The sequence below is a fragment of the Litorivivens sp. genome (assembly GCF_041625495.1).
In the GTDB taxonomy this organism is placed as follows: domain Bacteria; phylum Pseudomonadota; class Gammaproteobacteria; order Pseudomonadales; family Spongiibacteraceae; genus Litorivivens.
The window spans coordinates 20354-37516 of record NZ_JBFJTH010000014.1 but is presented as its reverse complement, the minus strand read 5'-3'; the positions used below and the strand labels follow the sequence as shown (position 1 = coordinate 37516).

General features: G+C 54.3%; 18 protein-coding genes and 1 pseudogene. 9 read left to right on the top strand and 10 right to left on the bottom strand.

Features of this window, described 5'->3' with window-relative positions; genetic code table 11:
* The 3 genes and pseudogenes from ABYP39_RS03075 to ABYP39_RS03065 all read left to right on the top strand — a co-directional run.
* Positions 1-227 (top strand): annotated as a pseudogene (locus tag ABYP39_RS03075) (hypothetical protein); the annotation flags it as partial.
* Between the two features lie 327 nt (positions 228-554).
* Positions 555-1301, top strand: coding sequence for an OmpA family protein (locus ABYP39_RS03070; protein WP_372781079.1), 747 nt, complete (start codon positions 555-557; stop codon positions 1299-1301).
* A 52-nt stretch (positions 1302-1353) separates the two neighbouring features.
* Positions 1354-3006 (top strand): ShlB/FhaC/HecB family hemolysin secretion/activation protein, encoded by a 1653-nt coding sequence (locus ABYP39_RS03065; RefSeq protein ID WP_372781077.1) that lies wholly within the window; start codon positions 1354-1356, stop codon positions 3004-3006.
* A 9-nt stretch (positions 3007-3015) separates the two neighbouring features.
* Here the strand turns inward: ABYP39_RS03065 and ABYP39_RS03060 are convergent, their stop codons facing one another.
* The 4 genes from ABYP39_RS03060 to ABYP39_RS03045 are packed head-to-tail and all read right to left on the bottom strand — an operon-like array spanning position 3016 to position 5900.
* Entirely contained in the window at positions 3016-4368 is a 1353-nt protein-coding gene (locus ABYP39_RS03060) for an ATP-binding protein (RefSeq protein ID WP_372747814.1), read from the bottom strand.
* Positions 4365-5048 (bottom strand): response regulator transcription factor, encoded by a 684-nt coding sequence (locus tag ABYP39_RS03055; RefSeq protein ID WP_372747813.1) that lies wholly within the window; start codon positions 5046-5048, stop codon positions 4365-4367. The genes ABYP39_RS03060 and ABYP39_RS03055 overlap by 4 nt, the downstream gene beginning before the upstream one ends.
* A 27-nt stretch (positions 5049-5075) precedes the next feature.
* The gene (locus ABYP39_RS03050; protein ID WP_372781075.1) at positions 5076-5390 is read right to left on the bottom strand and encodes a PepSY domain-containing protein; all 315 of its coding nucleotides are present in this window, start codon (positions 5388-5390) and stop codon (positions 5076-5078) included.
* Positions 5391-5393: 3 nt separating this feature from the next.
* The gene (locus ABYP39_RS03045) at positions 5394-5900 is read right to left on the bottom strand and encodes a glycine zipper 2TM domain-containing protein (protein WP_372747811.1); all 507 of its coding nucleotides are present in this window, start codon (positions 5898-5900) and stop codon (positions 5394-5396) included.
* Positions 5901-6085: 185 nt separating this feature from the next.
* Here ABYP39_RS03045 and ABYP39_RS03040 point away from each other — a divergent pair, with 185 nt between their 5' ends.
* Positions 6086-6712 (top strand): glutathione S-transferase family protein, encoded by a 627-nt coding sequence (locus tag ABYP39_RS03040; protein WP_372781073.1) that lies wholly within the window; start codon positions 6086-6088, stop codon positions 6710-6712.
* Between the two features lie 142 nt (positions 6713-6854).
* Here the strand turns inward: ABYP39_RS03040 and ABYP39_RS03035 are convergent, their stop codons facing one another.
* Complete coding sequence (locus ABYP39_RS03035) at positions 6855-7193, bottom strand: hypothetical protein (RefSeq protein WP_372781071.1); 339 nt, start codon at positions 7191-7193, stop codon at positions 6855-6857.
* A gap of 194 nt (positions 7194-7387) precedes the next feature.
* On the opposite strand from ABYP39_RS03035, the gene ABYP39_RS03030 reads away from it, so the two are divergent.
* From ABYP39_RS03030 to ABYP39_RS03020, 3 genes are read left to right on the top strand one after another with little or no spacing between them, the layout of a single operon-like run.
* Positions 7388-9355 carry a DUF3604 domain-containing protein gene (locus ABYP39_RS03030; protein ID WP_372781069.1) on the top strand — a complete coding sequence of 656 codons (1968 nt, stop codon included), beginning with the start codon at positions 7388-7390 and terminating at the stop codon, positions 9353-9355.
* A 6-nt stretch (positions 9356-9361) separates the two neighbouring features.
* A complete protein-coding gene (locus ABYP39_RS03025) occupies positions 9362-10291 on the top strand; it encodes a peptidyl-prolyl cis-trans isomerase (protein ID WP_372747807.1) in 930 nt (309 codons plus the stop codon).
* Complete coding sequence (locus ABYP39_RS03020; protein WP_372781067.1) at positions 10288-11277, top strand: HupE/UreJ family protein; 990 nt, start codon at positions 10288-10290, stop codon at positions 11275-11277. The genes ABYP39_RS03025 and ABYP39_RS03020 overlap by 4 nt, the downstream gene beginning before the upstream one ends.
* Here ABYP39_RS03020 and ABYP39_RS03015 read toward each other — a convergent pair.
* Positions 11251-12282 carry a hypothetical protein gene (locus ABYP39_RS03015; RefSeq protein WP_372781065.1) on the bottom strand — a complete coding sequence of 344 codons (1032 nt, stop codon included), beginning with the start codon at positions 12280-12282 and terminating at the stop codon, positions 11251-11253. The two genes, ABYP39_RS03020 and ABYP39_RS03015, sit on opposite strands and share 27 nt — an antisense overlap.
* Before the next feature lie 85 nt (positions 12283-12367).
* Between ABYP39_RS03015 and ABYP39_RS03010 the strand changes: the two genes are divergently transcribed.
* Entirely contained in the window at positions 12368-13132 is a 765-nt protein-coding gene (locus ABYP39_RS03010) for an alpha/beta fold hydrolase (protein WP_372781063.1), read from the top strand.
* Here the strand turns inward: ABYP39_RS03010 and ABYP39_RS03005 are convergent.
* Complete coding sequence (locus ABYP39_RS03005; RefSeq protein WP_372747803.1) at positions 13129-13761, bottom strand: TetR/AcrR family transcriptional regulator; 633 nt, start codon at positions 13759-13761, stop codon at positions 13129-13131. The genes ABYP39_RS03010 and ABYP39_RS03005 overlap by 4 nt on opposite strands.
* A gap of 109 nt (positions 13762-13870) precedes the next feature.
* Here ABYP39_RS03005 and ABYP39_RS03000 point away from each other — a divergent pair, with 109 nt between their 5' ends.
* On the top strand, positions 13871-14890 hold the full coding sequence (locus ABYP39_RS03000) for a TIGR03617 family F420-dependent LLM class oxidoreductase (RefSeq protein WP_372781061.1): 1020 nt from the start codon (positions 13871-13873) through the stop codon (positions 14888-14890).
* Here ABYP39_RS03000 and ABYP39_RS02995 read toward each other — a convergent pair.
* From ABYP39_RS02995 to ABYP39_RS02985, 3 genes are all read right to left on the bottom strand, one after another.
* Positions 14876-14926 carry a hypothetical protein gene (locus ABYP39_RS02995; RefSeq protein ID WP_372781081.1) on the bottom strand — a complete coding sequence of 17 codons (51 nt, stop codon included), beginning with the start codon at positions 14924-14926 and terminating at the stop codon, positions 14876-14878. The two genes, ABYP39_RS03000 and ABYP39_RS02995, sit on opposite strands and share 15 nt — an antisense overlap.
* Positions 14927-14931: 5 nt before the next feature.
* Entirely contained in the window at positions 14932-15507 is a 576-nt protein-coding gene (locus ABYP39_RS02990) for an outer membrane beta-barrel protein (protein ID WP_372781059.1), read from the bottom strand.
* A 207-nt stretch (positions 15508-15714) separates the two neighbouring features.
* The gene (locus tag ABYP39_RS02985) at positions 15715-17163 is read right to left on the bottom strand and encodes a coniferyl aldehyde dehydrogenase (protein WP_372781057.1); all 1449 of its coding nucleotides are present in this window, start codon (positions 17161-17163) and stop codon (positions 15715-15717) included.

Sequence of the window (17163 nt, the reverse complement as noted above, 5' to 3'; positions counted from 1 at the left end):
GTGGCGCGCCGTCATTACCGGGTTTGCCGGTTGATCCGGTAGGTACGCTGACTGGCTTGATTCCATCGGGTGGCGCGCCGTCATTACCGGGTTTGCCGGTTGATCCGGTAGGTACGCTGACCGGTCTGATTCCATCGGGTGGAGCACCGTCGTTGCCGGGTTTGCCGGTTGACGTGGTTGGCACACTGACAGGTGCTTTACCTCTGGACGCGCTTCCGCTCCCCTAAGAAGGCCCCCTATAGGTCTTGACGTTTGCCTCCCGCTGGGAGGCTTTTTTTTGCGATTTGCTACCGCACTGCCGCGCTTTAGTCTGGCGGATCACCTTATTGCTAACTATTCTGTTTTGGCGTGTGACGTAGCACGCTGCGGCTTTCGCAAGCGATAAATTGCGAGTGAGGGGCTGGTAACGAAATGTTAAGCTGGGCGGGCGTTTCTCGAAACAACAGTTAGACACTAGCTAAGGGCTTGATACATTGAATCATTTGATCGCGGGGAAAGGTATCTGTTGGTGGCGCGCTTTATGGTTGATCGCGTATCTATTGATAGGTGCAAGTGTGCAGGCGCAAACCTTCGCAGATGGTGCATTACGATCGTTGGAGCGGGAGGGCGGCATACCCGTCTTGCCAGTGGTTACCCTTGGTGATGTCGATTCACTTTCCGGCAATAATACCGTTATTGATATGAATGCAATCCCTGCGGACGATCTAGACGGTATTGGCTTTTCCAGTTCGTCTGTCGGTGTTGCCAGCTTGCCGGAACCTGAGTCTGACACGATCCGCAAGCGGAAAAACACCGAAATCAGTTTGCCAAACTGTGACGACGATGATGGAGATGGTGTTTGTAATTCGCAAGACTATTGTGACGACACGCCGAACAACGCCATTGTATTGCCCAGCGGTTGTCATCTGACAAAAGGGGCTCCACTGGAGTTGGTGGGTGTGTTTTTTGATTTTAATGGCACAGTTTTGCGCCCCGAATCGTTTGAAATACTCGATCGTGTGGTGGCCGTCTTGCGACAGCAATTTCAGGTCGTGGTAGAAATCGGTGGGCACACGGATTCGCGTGGTAGTGAAGAGATCAATATCGAGGTTTCTGATGCGCGTGCCAAAGCGGTTTACGATTACCTGATAGCCCGTGGTATCGCTTCTTACAGGCTGCGTTATCGAGGCTATGGCTCGTCGCAACCAGTAGCGTCTAACAGTCTCGCGACGGGGGCAGACAATGCTGAGGGACGTGCGCGTAATCGGCGTGTTGATATGCGTGTAATTAGCGAGCTTTCGCCGGAAACAGCGACAAAGTAGCCATCCTGACCGGATGGTTAAATACATTGACGGATAGTAGGGACGATACTTTATGGCAATCGATCTGCCGCCGGTTATACCTCCGCAACTTTCTACTGCAGAACGTATTGAAGCTCAGTCGAGTATTAGTGATGGAACTATTCAAACTCGTGTTGGCGAAACGCCGGTAAAAATCAGTGGCAATCGCTACCTGACCGAAGAGCAGATTTTGCGGTTGACGGGGGCTTCGAAAACTCCGTCACAGGCTATCCGAGCCTTGAATCAGGCCTATTATCGTTCGGGGCATTTGCTGGTCACAGTTTATTATGCGCAGCGCGGCGACACCGTTTACGTCCATGTTGTGAATGGCGAACTGGCAGCAATTGAAGGGCCGGACAGCGTAAAATCGCACTTTTCACCGCTCGTCGGTGATGATGATCTCACCGTAGATGAGTTTGAACGCCGGCGTGTGTTGGCTGAGTTGCAAGCCCAGCGTATGGGGCGCGAGTACGTTATAAAATACAAAACCGACGATGATCCTTCGAAGTTGAGTCTGGTGTTTACCCACGAAGAAGCATCAGACTATTCGCCGACAGAGTTTTCGTTGTCGCTGGGTAATGAAGGAAACCGCTTCGTTGGTCGTTACTTTGGTGGCGCAGAAATCAGACACCATTTCTGGAACGGTACCGAGCTGAAGCTAGAATATGACGGTGCGCTGACAGATTGGGGTGAAAACAGTGGCGGCAAGAACTATCACGGTTTAAGCCTTAAACTCGGCAAACCAACACGGTTAGGGCTCTATGGCATGGAAGTGTCGGCGGTTGATTATGAGCGAGACGCTTTTCTGGTGAATTCGTCGCAACCAGACAATTCGCCTGTATGCCTTCTTCTTCCGGTATTGTGTCCTACGCCTGCGGCGTCGCGCACCGCTGTGGTGGTTGAGGGTGAAATTCAGTCTGCCGCACTGACCGGAGAGCAGATCCTGTTTGCTAATCGTCAGCACAGGCTCACCGTTAGTGAGCGGCTGGAATACACCGAGTCTGAAGTGTCGCTTGATAATGGGCAGGTACTGGAAGATGAGGCACATGGCGGGCTGGAAGTGGGGCTGAAGTATTTTCGTCAATCACGCGTGTTTGGTCAGCCGGTGCGTTGGAGTGCGCAGGGCTTTGTAGAAAACGGGCTTAGCGGAGATTCCGGTACGCTGGGAACGGAAGATTTTGCCGATGCCGTAAGCAGTGGTAAGCGCACGGCCGAATATTTGTTGTTTAAGCCCAAGCTAGGAATGAAAATCGGATTGGGCGGTAGCTTTTCATTTGATATCGATGTGCTGGGTCAGTACGCGGACGGCAAGCAAGTACCGCAGCAGAAGCAATTTGTGCTCGGGGGTATATCGACGTTGGCTGCCTACCTGCCAGGTGCCTTGATAGGGGATAGTGGCTATTACGTTAGAACTAAACTCGCTCAGGATAGTTGGACGGTCTTCGGTATGGAGCTTACCCCATCAATATTTATCGAGCACGGCGAAGCAGTCTATGAGGATGCCGGCGGCGAATTTGGACGTACGAGATCGTTAACAGACGCTGGCTTTCGAGTCGAGGGTGAGCTGGGACGCGGGTTTACTACCCAGTTTGTTACCGCATTTCCCATCAGTGAGCGCAACGTTAATGAAGATGTTGCGAAGGAAATGGAAGCGGACTTCTTCTGGCAATTGCGCAAAGTGTTCTAAGCGCAGCAATTAACGTGGCAGGGTGAGAGTCAGTAGGGCGCCTCCAAGGGATGAACGGCTAATGGTAATGCCACCTTTGTAGGCCTTGAGTATGTCGGTGGCCACCGATAAACCAAGGCCTTGCCCACTTCCGTACTGATCACCCCGGCTGCCTCGCTGTAGCAGGGTTTCAACCTTGTCGTCGGGGAAACCCGGTCCATCATCTTCAATCAATACTGTGGCCAGGCTTTCGTCATTGGGCATGATTGCGGTCACCGAAACGGTATGTCGCGCCGCTTTGCAGGCGTTGTCCAGAAGGTTGCCCATTAGCTCCATGAGGTCCTGTTCGTCAATCCCCAGGTGGTCGTGCTCGGCACAGTTCAGCGTAAAGCCGAGTGCTTTATCCCGGTAAACTTTATCCAGTGAATTTAGCAGGCGTTTCAGCAACGGTTTGATGGCTGTTTTGCTGCCAAGTTGATGCGGACCGGCACTGACCGCGCGTTGCAGCTGATAAGCGATGATATTGTTCATTTTATCGAGCTGTTCGTTAATCAACCCGTCCCGGTTTCTGTCGATGGCCGATCGCATCACGCTGAGCGGAGTCTTTAGGCTGTGCGCGAGGTCTCCCAAGGTGTTTCGGTAGCGTTCACGCTGCTGTTGTTCCTTGTCGAGCAAGCGGTTGAGATTACGCGTGATGCTGATAAGTTCCTGAGGATAGGCGCCACCCAGTCGATCCCGCTGGCCGGTCTCGAGCGCTCGTAGTTCTCGGCTCAGTTTGCCCAGTGGATTTAAGCCCCAGCGCATGACAATGACCTGTATCAGGAGCAGCACAATTCCAGCAAGCCCTAACCAGAGAGCTATGTTGCGGCGAAAACTCAGTACCTCTGCCTCAAACGTGTTTTGGTTTTGCAGGAGAGTAAATATCAGAGGGTAGTCGACGCCGTGTTCGTCCTCCCAGATGACGTGATAGCGGTAGCGAAAATAGTCTTCGCCGCGCACAGAAAATGTGTCAAAAACTTCTTCGCCAGGTGATACTGCCGAAAATCCAGACTGTAAATACTGCATGGAGTTGGCGGATGAAGACTGCCATTGTAGAACGCCATTGCGGCTGTGAATGAAAGCGTAGAGACCAGAGCGGAACTGCCAGAATCTAGGTTCGCGCAGACGTTCTACCGACAACGGTTGGGTGTTGCTCCATTCCATGACGCCTAGAATGCCGTAAAACTGAAGCTGTAATTGTGACTGCTGGGCCGCGATCAGGCTCCGCGAATGGGCCTGATCAATGGCGTAACCTGTGATGCCGAGAAAGAGCGGAAGCGTCAGCAGGCTGGCGAGTAGCAATCGCCGAATGATTGACCCCTTTCCCTGCGGTGCGGTGCTCATTCCTCGGGTTGGAGATCTAATCGATAGCCGCGGCCACGCACGGTGGTGATGGGTTTGATCGTGCCTTCTGGATCCAGCTTTTTACGCAGACGGGCAATAAATACTTCAATAACGTTGCTGTCGCGGTCAAAGTCCTGATCATATAAATGTTCAGTGAGCTCGGATTTGGAGACTGTCTGGCCACAGCGGTGAGCGAGGTATTCCAGTGCGTTGTATTCAAAGGTGGTGAGCTCTAGTGGAGTGTCGGCAATGCGAACGACCTTGGCGCGTGAATCAATCACAATGCCGCCATTAAAGCGAAGCTCAGGGCTTGCGTAACCAGCCGAGCGCCGAATCAATGCGTTGGCCCGAGCAAGAATCTCCTCAATCTGGAAAGGTTTAACCACGTAGTCATCTGCGCCGGCTTCCAGTCCGGCAACCTTATCCTGCCAGCGGCCTCGCGCGGTTAGTATCAGTACGGGGAAATTGCGATTGGCGGTTCGCCACCGGGAGACCACTTGAATGCCGTCTAGTTTCGGAAGACCGATATCGACAATGGCCAGATCGTAGTTGTATTCCTCTCCCATAAAGAGAGCATCTTCGCCATCGCTGCTGGTGTCACAGGCAAAACCTTCGGCCTCGAACTGCGACGAAAGGTAGTCGAGAAGATCTGGCTCGTCTTCGACGATCAGTATGCGCATGGTTGGTTTTCCTGTTTGGCGCTGCGGTTAATCGGGTCTGACGGTCACAGTTTTGACCTTGCCATCATCCTGCAGAATGCGAACCCGATACACACCGTTACCGAGGTGGCGCGCGCCAACGGCACGACCGTTGTAGCGTTGTTCGGCTATTGCTACCGCACGCTCTGGCGATTCCTCTACCAGATTGCGACGCAGCGAGGGATCGGTTGTGGGTGGCCTCAGCGACGGAACTCTATCCAGATCGGGTAAGGCTTGCAGTGGCGCGGACACAGTGAGTCCGGCAGCGAGCAGGGCGCTGGCCAGTGAGACCTTCAAGTGATGTATGTGCTGCAAGTATCTCATACGTCATTGGGCCGGTTGAACCGACACGGTTACCTTGAGTTTGTGCCCGGGATCATAAGGGAGCCGGGTCGTGTATTCATTGCCATGGTAGCGATATGTTACGTCGTAGCCAACTATCTCTCGTTGCCAGTGCACATCGCGCACCGTCTCACAGCGCCGTTCCACATGGTAGTGGCTGTTGTGTCGGGACGCCTGGCTGCCAACTGCGGCGCCGACACCCGCGCCAACGAAGGTTCCCACCGCCTTGTCGCGGTCGCCGTGCGCGATCTTGTTGCCGATGACGCCACCGATGATGGCTCCCAACAGGGGGGCTGCGCTGTTGCGTCGAGATTCATGGTAAACCGTTTCATCCCAGCAATGTTCACGTGGTCGCTCATGGGCAACCTCTTCGTAAATAGGCACGCTACTCACAACCTTTGCGTAGTGGGTATGCTGATGGTCAGCCAACACCTCGTTAGTTACAGCAGGCATGACACAGATAAAACTGATCAGTTTGACAACGGTTCGCATAGGCAAACCCCTTTTGGTCGTTACGGTAAAAAGAGTACAGCGCACAGCCTGAACGGCAGCTGAAGATTGGCCTGAAACGCAGTGGAAAACCGCGCCGGGGGTATGTGCAATGTGGTGCGGCTTGCGGCACTATACGGCTCTGTCGATTCACCTATTCATCCATAAACGCATAAATCAGGAAGGCTATGAAACTATATACGTTTGATATCGCGCCCAACCCGCGCCGGGTTGCGCTGTTCATGCAATACAAGGGCATCACGCTGGATACCCAGCAGATTGATCTTGGCAAGCTGGAGCAGTTCAGCGACAGCTATAAAGCGATCAATCCGGACTGTTCGGTACCTGCGCTGGCTCTCGATAGCGGTGACTGTCTGGTCGATGTGGTGGCGATCTGTAGCTATCTCGAAGGGGTGTATCCCGACAAGCCGCTACTGGGTGCCGATAATCTGGAGCGCGCACAGGTACTGGGCTGGATGCATCGCCTGTATTTGAGCGGTTTTATGGCGGTGGCGGATATGCTGCGAAATCAGGGTGATATGTTCAAGGATCGAGCGCTGCCTGGGCCCGACAAAGTAGAGCAAATTCCCGCGCTGGTCAGTCGCGGGCGCGATCGTTTGGCAGGGTTTTTCAGGCAGATGAACAGCATCTGCGAAACGCGCGACTACCTGGTTGGCGACAGTTTGACGCAAGCCGATATCGATCTGCTGGTAGTCTGCGAATTTGCTGCGTGGGTGAAGGAAACCGTCCCGGAATCTTGCGCTGCATTGCTGGCGCACATGGCACGCGTGCGAGCTGCGCTGCCTGCGAGCTAGGTTGATGATAAGGTTTGCGGCTTTCTGAAAACGTTGCCAAGAAAAAGGCCCCGCACTGGCCGGCGGGGCAGCGTTTGGCTCAGGTGAAGCCTGAGCCAGGGAGAACTAAGCCCATCGCATCGCGGCAGGGTTGTGCATGCCTCTAGAATCGCACGTTCAGGCTACCGCTCAGCCCATGGTTTACCCGCACTCGGGTGGTACTGCGCTCATAGTGATGCTTGCGACGGTAATGATGGGGTCGCTCGTAATAATGATAGCTGTACGAGTAGTGGGGCCGGCTGTGATAGGTATACGTCACGTGACTGCTGTGCCTGTCGTGGCTGTGCGAATGATAGCTGTGGCTGCCATGATAGGTGTGGGTGTTGTGATAATGACGGCCGCTTTCGTGACATACGTATTCGGTGTGGGTGTCGTGCGCTAACGCCCGTTCAGCACCCAGACCCAGAGCTGCAAGGCCACACAGTGCGATGAGGTTTTTCATGCTGTTCTCCAGTGAACGAGTTCCCAGTGTTGATCGCAGTTTGGCATGCGTAAACTGAACAGAAGCTGAAGGCCTGGGCGAAGCCATAATAATTGTGCGCCAATGTCGGCTTGAGCGGGTGACAACATAATGGAATATCCCTATCATTCTGGGCAGTTTTAAAACAGCTGTTTTTATTTGGGGGCAATCGAATAGTGAGATGGGTCTGGATAGTCTGGGGGCTGCTGCTGGCCTTGCCGGCATGGTCGGCGCCGCCGAGTTTCGAGCGTACCGAGGAGCGGCAGCCTTGTCGTCATTACAACGCACTTAAAATCCCGCTGTTTGGCGATACCCACGTGCATACCCGTTACTCGCTCGACGCCAGTACCCAGGATACGCGTACCACGCCCCAGCAGGCCTACCGTTTTGCGCGTGGGGAGCGCATCGGTATTCAACCCTGGAATGACGAGGGAAAAGCGCTCCGTAGCCTGAAACTGGCACGCCCGCTGGATTTTGCCGTTGTCACCGATCACGCAGAGCTGATTGGTGAAGTGAGCATGTGCAACAGCCCTTCCGTAGACGGCTATAACGCTTGGCAGTGCAAGGTTTATCGCCGGTGGCCGCGGGCGGCTTTCTTTCTGTTTAATACGCAGGCATCAGCCGGTGGCAGGCTGGGTTTGTGTGGCGACGATGGCAATCGCTGTCTGACCGCTGCGCTGGCGCCGTGGCAGGAAATGCGTGAGGCTGCCGAGCAAAGTTATGATCGCAGTGACAATTGTGATTTCACGAGTTTTGTGGGCTATGAGTGGACCGGGGCCTCGGAAAATCTAGCGAACTTGCATCGCAATGTGATTTTTCGCAACGCAGTGGTACCGGATTTGCCATTCAGTTTTGTCGACAATCCCACGGCGCGAGGGCTATGGCAAAATCTTGAAAGCAGTTGTCTGGATGCCGGCACCGGCTGTGATGCGTTGGTGATTCCGCACAATTCAAACCTGAGCGACGGCTACATGTTCAGTCCGCAGGACGCCGATGGCGTGCTGCTGACAGCAGAAGATCAGGCTAAGCGAGGTCGTCTTGAGCGGCTTGTGGAAGTCATGCAACACAAAGGCAGTTCTGAATGTTTTTTCGGCCCCGGGCAAATGGAGGACGAGCTGTGTGCGTTTGAACAGCTTCCCTATGATAAATTCTCCGGCAAATTCATGAATCTGACCCGGTCGGCGCCAGCAGCGGACGATGGGTTTTTACGCGATGTACTGAATGATGGCCTTAAGCTGAAAAAAGAGCTCGGCTTCAACCCCTACCAAATGGGCTTTATCGCCAGTACAGATACTCATCTCGGTGCGCCGGGGGCTGTGTCTGAAACTGACTTTCCCGGGCATGGCGGGGCAGGGGAGCCAGCGGCAGCCAATAACAAAGGGTTACCGGATGACCTGGAGTTCAACCCTGGTGGGGTGGCGGTTGTCTGGGCCGAGGAAAACAGCCGCGATGCGATTTTCGCCGCCATGCAGCGCCGCGAAACCTATGGTACCAGCGGGCCGCGTATGTCCGTTCGATTTTTTGGCGGCTGGGATCTGGATCGCGAGTTGTGCGAGGCCCCGGATTTTGTTGAACGCTCCTACCTGGGTGGCGTGCCTATGGGCGGGCAGTTGCCGTCCGTGGCGAACCCGGAAGACCCGCGCTTTATCGTCTCTGCGCTGATGGATCCGGGCACCCTTGATTCACCGGGGACAGCACTGCAGCGAATCCAGATCATCAAAGGCTGGATAGATGGCACAGGTAACAAGCGCCAGCGTGTCTATGAAGTGGCAGGCGATGCCAATAATGGCGCATCGGTTAACCCGCTCACCTGCGAACAATCGGGCGATGGTTTTAAACATCTTTGCCGAGTGTGGACCGATCCCCATTTCGATCCGGCCGAAGATGCGTACTATTACGCGCGTGTGGTGGAGAATCCGAGCTGTCGCTGGAGTCAGCAGATTTGTGTCGCCAATGGGGTTAACTGCGCAAACCCTGGCACAATTCCCCGCGGGCTGGAAGCCTGTTGCAGCGACACACATCGCCCGGTGATTCAGGAGCGAGCTTGGACCTCTCCCATTTGGTACTCCCCAAACACGGATTCTCTAGCCGGTGACACGCTAAATAATGACACCCCGAGCGAAAAACACTCGAACAAGGATTAGTACGTAATGCGGTTTCTACGGCAGCCATTGCTGCATTTTCTGGTGATTGGAATCGCGCTTTTTGCGCTACAAATGTATCGGGACGCAACTGCGCCGATTGATATTGAAGGGCTTGACGCCGAAACCCGCCTCCAATTACGCGATGATTTCGTGCGACAGACCGGCAGAATGCCGACTCAGATTCAGATTGTCGCACTGGAGCGTCAGGAGCTGGATAGTCGTATTTTGTACGCTGAAGCGCTGCGTCGAAATTTTCACCGCGATGATGCGGTCGTGCTGCAGCGACTGCTTCGCGACGCTAACTTCCTCGGCATCGAAGGCAGCGACGACGAAAAGATTCGCACTGCCATCGCGCTGGGCGTGCACGAATCGGATGAGGTGATTCGACGGCGGATGATTCAGCGTATGGAGCGTCTTGGGCGTGGCACGTCCTCGGCTTCACCGACGCGAGATGACCTTGAACAAATCTATGAGAGTGAAACTGACCGCTGGCAAGTGCCGGCCCGTTTGAGTTTTCAGCATGTTTTTTTTAGCGCCGACCGCGACGCAGACCCCGAAGGTCGGGCACAGCAAGCGCTAGAGGAATTGCGGAGCGGAGCCGACTCCGCCGGTTTCGGAGATCCCTTTTTGCACGGACGTGCCTTCCGCGATAAATCCTATCGCGATATGACTTACATGTTTGGCTCTGAATTTAGTGATGCACTGGCGGCGCAACCACCGACTGTGGGGCAGTGGAGTGAACCGGTGCCGTCTGCCTATGGAATGCATCTGGTGCGTGTCACTGATATTGTGCCGGCGACAATCCGCAGTATTGACGATGTTGCTGCCAAGCTGGAACAACTCTGGCGCGATGATCACGAACGTCAGGCCTTGCAGGCTTTTATTGAACAACTGCGACAACGCTACAACGTCGTGGCGCCGGGAGATGACGTATGAAACATCTGTGGTTATTGATGCTGTTCATCTCGTTTAGCCCGGCATGGGGACATAAATTGGCGCCATCATTGCTCGAGATCGACGGTGAGAGTGCGACGACGTTTAACGTATTGTGGCGAACCCCGGCCTTAAGCGCGCAGGTTAGCCCAGAGCCGATTTTCCCCGAGACGTGCACAATGGCCCAGGCGGCACAGCAAGCCGTGGGTACGTCGGTAGAATGGCGCTGGCACATGACGTGTGCCGAAGGCCTTGAAGGTCAAACCCTGCAGGTTCGCGGGTTGACGGCCAGTCGTACTGCCGCGCTGTTGAAAATATCCCTGGTCGATAATCGTCAGTACAGCCAGTTGATGCGGCGCGACAGTCAGACCTTTGAGATTCCCCGCGTACCTTCCACCTGGGCGGTGGTCGGACAGTATTTTGTGCTGGGCGTTGAGCACATACTTATCGGTATAGATCACCTGTTGTTCGTCACCGGTCTGTTACTGCTGGCGGCTTCCTGGCGACAGCTGCTGGTGACAGTAACAGCTTTCACGGTAGGTCACAGTGTGACGCTGGTGCTGGTGAGTCTCAGGATTATTCCCGAAGTGGCGGTTTGGGTTGAGCTTGCGATTGCAGCCACGATTTTGTATTTGGCTGTTGAGCTGAGCTACAAGGCTTTTGCACAGCGCAGTGGGCGCGTGCGTTGGCCGCTAATCGCCGTGTTTGGGCTGGTACATGGTCTGGGCTTCGCCAGTGTGCTTGAAGAGCTGGGGTTGCCCCAGGGGGATGTTCTGGCGGGTCTGGTAGCCTTTAATGTGGGAATTGAAGCTGGGCAGCTCGTGTTTGTCGCAACGCTAGCCTTGCTGTTCTGGATGTTGCGCTCGCTATCGGCCTCACTGGCGCCGTTGATGCGCACTGCCGCCATCTACACGATGGGTGGGATGGCGGTGTTCTGGTGCCTGGAGCGCAGTTACGCGTTGTTACTCAGCAGCGTCTACTTTTTCTGACGTGCTTTGCGCCGCAGCGTCGCGCTCATTTTTGGGCGTGTCGCTTGTCTTCTCAGCACCGTCGGGTTTTTCCTTTTCCTTTTTTGCATTTTCAGTCTCGCCGGCTTCTACAGGTACTTCTGTGCCAGCGTCGCCGTCGGAACCTTTGTTTTCAGGTTTGTCAGCATCTTCGCGCTTGTCTGACTCTTCGGATTTGTCAGAACTTTTCTCTGCGTCGTCTGCTTCTTCCTCTTTGTCACCTTTTTTCTTGCCGGGGTAGCGATCCATGGGGATCAACGGGTGCAGCGCCAGCGCGACACCCTCTTCAATAAAGCTGGTGTTTTTGAGCACCTTGTCGCGTCTCACAAAGCCCAGATGTGGCTTGCGCATATCGATGGCAGATAGGGTGTCGATGCCACCGCGGCTGGCAAACAGCGGTCGGCCGTTAAGGTCATAGATGGTGACGATCAGGCTTGCTGCCTTGACCGGCTGCGACCAGTTAAAATCTACGGGGACCCCAGAGCCGGCACCTTGCGTGGCAGGCTTACGAGTTACCCCATACCAGCGCGCGTAGTGGTTCATACCGGAGCTGTGTTGTACGTCATGCGCAATCAGGTCGGTAAAAACGACCGCGTCAACACCACCAACCACTTTCAGTGTGGATAGCGTGTTGGCCATGACGGCCTGCCAGTTGCGACGGTCAACCTTGCCGGATGTGGGGTCGTAAAAATCACCGTAGGTGTACAGTGCCTGGTTCCAGGCGTTATCAAACAGATGGGTGGGTGCTATCTTGTAGCCCTGACTCTTGAGCCTGTCGAGTACTTCTTCATCGATTTTTGGGGCTGCTTTCCGTAACATTGACAGGGTCGGCTCGCCACTGACATTCACACTGGCGAGTAGCAGCGTTTTGGGCGGGTTTGCCTCTAAAGCCTCCTCATCCATGTGGTAGGGGTAAACGGTTGGGTTGTAAGAAACCGTTGAACAGGCAGCGAGAAGCGCACAGAGCGCCAGCCAGATAAATCGCACAGTGAACTCCCGGTTGAAAAATTAACAGGGGGCGATTCTACCAACCGCCTTGCGCTGTGAGAAGCAAAGGCGGCAAGAGGCAGTTATGCAATTGAATTATAAAGTTTCCGGTGATGGCGACAATGTCGTTTTTCTGTTACATGGACTGTTTGGTTCGGCGAGCAACCTTACGCAGTTGGCCAACGCTATTGAGGGGCGTTTTCGTGTCTATCGCATTGATCTACGCAACCATGGCGAATCATTTCATTTTGATACGATGTCGCTATCAGAGATGGCTGACGATGTTCGACGCCTTGCAGATGCGGAAAACGTTGAAAAATTGGCCTTAGTCGGACATTCGCTGGGCGGCAAGGTGGCAATGCAGTTTGCACTGAGCAATCCAGAACGGGTTTCACATCTGGTGGTTGCCGACATCGCGCCGGTTGCCTATAAACCGCATCACAACGAGACTTTAGCGGCCCTGCGTGCAATCGATCTGCGCGCTCTGAAAAGCCGTGGTGAGGCCGATGGGGTGCTGGCGAAGGTAGAAAGCGAGCTGGGTGTACGGCAATTTTTACTTAAAAATCTCGCTCGGACTGACAGTGGGAGTTGGCGCTGGAAGTTAAATCTGGAAGCTATTGCTCACTGCTACGACGATTTGTGCCAGGCACCGGAAGGGCCCGGCTTTGATGGCGAAACCCTGTTTATCAAGGGGGAGCTGTCAGCCTACATTCAGGACAAGCATCGCGGTGACATATTCCGCTTGTTTCCCCGCGCCGAGCTGGAGGTAATATCCGAAACCGGTCATTGGCTGCATGCGGAGAAACCGGAGGCATTTAATGATTTGGTGGCGCGCTTTCTGGATCGTTAGCGCGGTCTCAGCATCTCCAGTAGCAGGTCTACTGTAGTATCGAGAGATTCATCACTGGTCAGCTTTATGCCGGTGGCGCGTTTAGTGAGTGGCGCCACCAGCAGCAGATACGTCAATGCGCCGGAAATAATATGCAGGATGTGCAATGGCGGACCTGCGGGCAGCAGGCCATGAGCCTGCGCCAGCTCAACAAACCGGGTGCCTTCCTCTATGTCCTTTCGCAAGTGTTGTTCTACCAACCAGTCTAGACGAGGTCCCGGTGTGGAGGCCTCGCGAAACATAATGCCAACCCAATCGGGGTGGTCTTTGGCAAAGCGAATGATTGCGCGGAACACGTCGCGCAGCATTTCTCTCTCCTGCGCCGGTGTGCGTTCGTTGTTCAGGCGGGGTAATTGCGCTTCAAGGCTGTGTAACTGTGCCCAGAGGTGATTGACCGCCTCCTGCCACAATTTGAGTTTGGTTTCGAAATGGTATTGCACGAGGGCCTTTTTCAAGCCTGCGTGACTGGCAATACTGCCCATGGAGGCGGCATCGAAACCCAGCTCAGCAAATACCCTGACAGCCGATTGCAAAATCTTCAGGCGCGTGCGTTCGCGGCGTTGAGCGCGCAGATTACTGGCTTCCGGCAACGGTCTCTCCTCATAGTTCAATAGCAGACTCTACTGTCTAATTGGTAATTTGACAATACGGTTGCATAGTGAAATTATCCTGCCAACCTCGACGCTCAGGAAAATGACAATGAAAATTGACGGGCCATTCTACGCCGATATGGAAAACGCTGTGACTGAGGCGCAACGCTGTGCTGAAGCTGGCTACGATGGGATCTATACATTAGAGGGCAGTCGCGACCCATTTTTTCCGCTGGTGTTGGCCTCGCAGGCCTGTCCCGAGCTCGATATCGCCACGGGGATTGCCGTCGCATTCCCCCGAAACCCTTCGCATATCGCCTACCAGGCCTTTGATCTGCAGCGTTTCTCAAAAGGAAAGTTTCTGCTGGGTATTGGGCCGCAGATAAAAACCCATATCGAAAAGCGTTTCGGCCTTGATTTTGATCCGCCGGCGCCGCGTATGCGGGAGTACATTCAGGCGGTCAAGGCAATCTTTAATTGTTGGCAAAACGGCGAGCGGCTCAATTTCCAGGGAAAGTACTATCGACATACCCTGATGACGCCGATGTTTAACCCAGGGCCGCTGGAAGCTGGTGTGCCGCCGATTTTGCTTGGCGCCTTGGGTCCTAAAATGACGGAAGTGGCGGGTGAAGTTGCCGACGGTCTCATCGTCCATCCATTCAACACACTGCCTTTTGTACACGACCGACAGTTGCCGGCTGTACAGCGCGGCCTCGAAAAATCGGGCCGTTCGCGCGATGATTTTATCCTGCAGGTGGCAGCCATTTGCGTTACCGGCGCTAATGAAGAGGAGTTTGCCGCTGCGAAAGCGACGGTGAAAGGGCTGTTGGCGTTCTATGGTTCCACGCCGGCTTATGTTCCGCCGATGGAAGCTGTGGGTTGTGCAGATTTACACCCGGAGCTTAATCGCATGTCCAAGCAGGGGCAGTGGCAGGAAATGTCGGAACTAATAGATGACGATTTTCTCAATCATTTCGCGGTGGTAGGGGAACCCGATACCATAGCCCGGCAGCTATATGACAAGTACGGTGCTGACGCGGATCGTCTGAGTATTTATGCGCCGTATCAATCGTCTCCCCACGTGTGGAAAGATATCATCAGCGAGTTGAAATCGTTAAGCGGCCGCTAGGGCCGCTCCGGGGTGATCGCCGTTGGGTTGAGGCAGGTGGCCTAGAGGGTCAGTTCCATAACCACAGACGCCACGTCGTAATCACCAATGTCGGCATCATCTTCTTCATCGGATAGTTTCATCTTGTCGTACTGAAGACGTATTGCGACCTGCTCGCTGATTTCGCCGCGTATGCCTGCGCCATACATCACATCGGTACCATTGGCGTCATCTCGGTCACGCGGCCCAAATACATTGCTGTGGGTTTCTACGTTCCAGTGGTGAAAACCTGCGCGCCCAAAAATACTAAAGCGCTCAGTGAGCGGCAGACCCACCAGCGCAGAGAGCGATAGCGAGCGGGTTTCGCCATCTAATGTCGTCAGGCCGTTACTGATGCTGAATTCACCAAGATCGTGATAGCCAAGCTGAAATGCCAGCCCGTCTCCTGCCCGGTAACCGATGAAAGCGTTTTTTGTCGTGTCTTCATCGTCGGTGTCGGCATTGCTGAAATTGCTGCCTTCGTCGAGTTTGAGCTCGCCCTTGCCGGCACCCAGTCCAAGCATCAAGCCGTCCTTAGCCCATGCGCCGGATGCAGCGCCACCGATAATCAGCAAACTCAAAAGCAGTTTTTGTTTCATCGCGAACACTCCTGTTGATTAGGGATTTTCGCGATCATAGTGAGGAGGTGAAGAATGGGGCAATGCAGTTTTGCCAAAAGCTCTCGGTAAAACTGGTGTTAATGCTGTTGTCGAAAGATTGTGGGAAGCTGTTCTCAGGTGATTTTCACAACTGTCGGCCTATCCGTACAGCTGTGCCGCGCTCTCACGCGGCACAGTCGGGTTCTGTTATTTTTTTATCTGTTGAGCCATCATGTTGTCGACTTTTTCACTATAGGGCGGCAAGGTACCAGCCAGCTTCGCCAAATTGACAAAACCCTGCTGATAAACCGCCTTGGCATGGCTGAAGGTGCGGAACCCTTCGAAGCCCCGGTAGTTACCGATGCCGCTGTTACCCACTCCGCCAAAGGGTAGATCGTCACACGACACATGCATGGCTATATCGTTGACTGTGACGCCACCGGCAATTGAATTGGCAAGCACGTGTTCACGTTCGATCTTGTCGGTGCCAAAGTAGTACATCGCCAGCGGGCGCGGCCGCTGATTGATAAAATTCAAACACTCGTCAACGGTGCGGTAGGGTTTGATATTCAGGATTGGACCGAAAATTTCATCCTGCATGCAGGTGAGGTCGTCGGCTGGGTCGACAATCAGGTGTAGTGGAATTCGGTGGCGGCTGCGATCGCTCCAATCCTCGTTGGCGGGATTCAGGGCTTCCACGCGTGCACCGGCTTCGCGCGCTTCGTCTATATAGCCTTTGACCCGATCAAAGTGTCGCTCGTTGATAACGGACACAAAATCAGGGTTGTCGTTGATCGTTGGGTAGAGCTCGTTGATCGTATTTTTACAGGCGGTGATGAATGCTTCCAGGCGGCTGGCCGGGACAAAGCAGTAGTCTGGAGAAATGCACAATTGCCCGGCGTTCATGCCTTTACCCGCAATAATTTTCTCGGCGTACTCTTCGATATTCCCGCTGTCCGACACAATCACGGGAGACTTTCCGCCCAGCTCCAGGGTAACCGGAGTGAGATTTTCTGCGGCCGCTTTCATCACCAGTTTGCCGATGCTGGTAGCGCCAGTAAAAATGAGGTGGTCAAAGCGCAGGCTGCTAAACGCTGCGCCTACTTCGGCGCCACCGGTAACAATGCAGATCTCGCTGTCCTCAAAGTATTCTCTGAACAGTCGCTGCATGAGTTCCGCCGTTTTGGGTGTGAACTCGGATGGCTTGATCATTACCCGGTTACCGGCGCCGATGGCATCGGCGAGGGGGCTGAAAATCATGTTCACGGGTACATTCCATGGCGTCATGATGCCGATGACACCTTTAGGCTGGTAGTGCACCCGTGCTTTGGCCCCAAACAGGTTCATGGGGACAGGAACTTTGCGTTTTTCGCCTTTGATCCATTTCTTGAGATTTTTCCGCACAAACTTGAGCGAGCCTACCGAAGTAAAAATGTCGGTCATCAAGGTAACGTGACGGGAGCGTCCGCCAAAGTCTTCGTCTACGGCGGCGCAGATTTCTTTCTGATGGTCTACCAGCATGGCGATGCAACGATTGAGGCGGTCGACGCGGGTTTCCAGTGCGACTTCACCTTCGCGTAAAAACGCATCGCGCTGGGTTTGCAGCGTTTGCTGCAGAGGCTCTATGACGGAGTCCAGAGAGGGTTGCGTGCTCAT

Excerpts from the sequence above, each read along its gene's own strand:
- ABYP39_RS03065 (WP_372781077.1), top strand. The coding sequence starts at position 1,354 with ATGGCAATCGATCTGCCGCCGGTTATACCTCCGCAACTTTCTACTGCA.
- ABYP39_RS03060 (WP_372747814.1), bottom strand. The coding sequence starts at position 4,368 with ATGAGCACCGCACCGCAGGGAAAGGGGTCAATCATTCGGCGATTGCTA.
- ABYP39_RS03055 (WP_372747813.1), bottom strand. The coding sequence starts at position 5,048 with ATGCGCATACTGATCGTCGAAGACGAGCCAGATCTTCTCGACTACCTT.
- ABYP39_RS03050 (WP_372781075.1), bottom strand. The coding sequence starts at position 5,390 with ATGAGATACTTGCAGCACATACATCACTTGAAGGTCTCACTGGCCAGC.
- ABYP39_RS03045 (WP_372747811.1), bottom strand. The coding sequence starts at position 5,900 with ATGCGAACCGTTGTCAAACTGATCAGTTTTATCTGTGTCATGCCTGCT.
- ABYP39_RS03040 (WP_372781073.1), top strand. The coding sequence starts at position 6,086 with ATGAAACTATATACGTTTGATATCGCGCCCAACCCGCGCCGGGTTGCG.
- ABYP39_RS03035 (WP_372781071.1), bottom strand. The coding sequence starts at position 7,193 with ATGAAAAACCTCATCGCACTGTGTGGCCTTGCAGCTCTGGGTCTGGGT.
- ABYP39_RS03025 (WP_372747807.1), top strand. The coding sequence starts at position 9,362 with ATGCGGTTTCTACGGCAGCCATTGCTGCATTTTCTGGTGATTGGAATC.
- ABYP39_RS03020 (WP_372781067.1), top strand. The coding sequence starts at position 10,288 with ATGAAACATCTGTGGTTATTGATGCTGTTCATCTCGTTTAGCCCGGCA.
- ABYP39_RS03010 (WP_372781063.1), top strand. The coding sequence starts at position 12,368 with ATGCAATTGAATTATAAAGTTTCCGGTGATGGCGACAATGTCGTTTTT.
- ABYP39_RS03000 (WP_372781061.1), top strand. The coding sequence starts at position 13,871 with ATGAAAATTGACGGGCCATTCTACGCCGATATGGAAAACGCTGTGACT.
- ABYP39_RS02990 (WP_372781059.1), bottom strand. The coding sequence starts at position 15,507 with ATGAAACAAAAACTGCTTTTGAGTTTGCTGATTATCGGTGGCGCTGCA.
- ABYP39_RS02985 (WP_372781057.1), bottom strand. The coding sequence starts at position 17,163 with ATGAGCACGCAACCCTCTCTGGACTCCGTCATAGAGCCTCTGCAGCAA.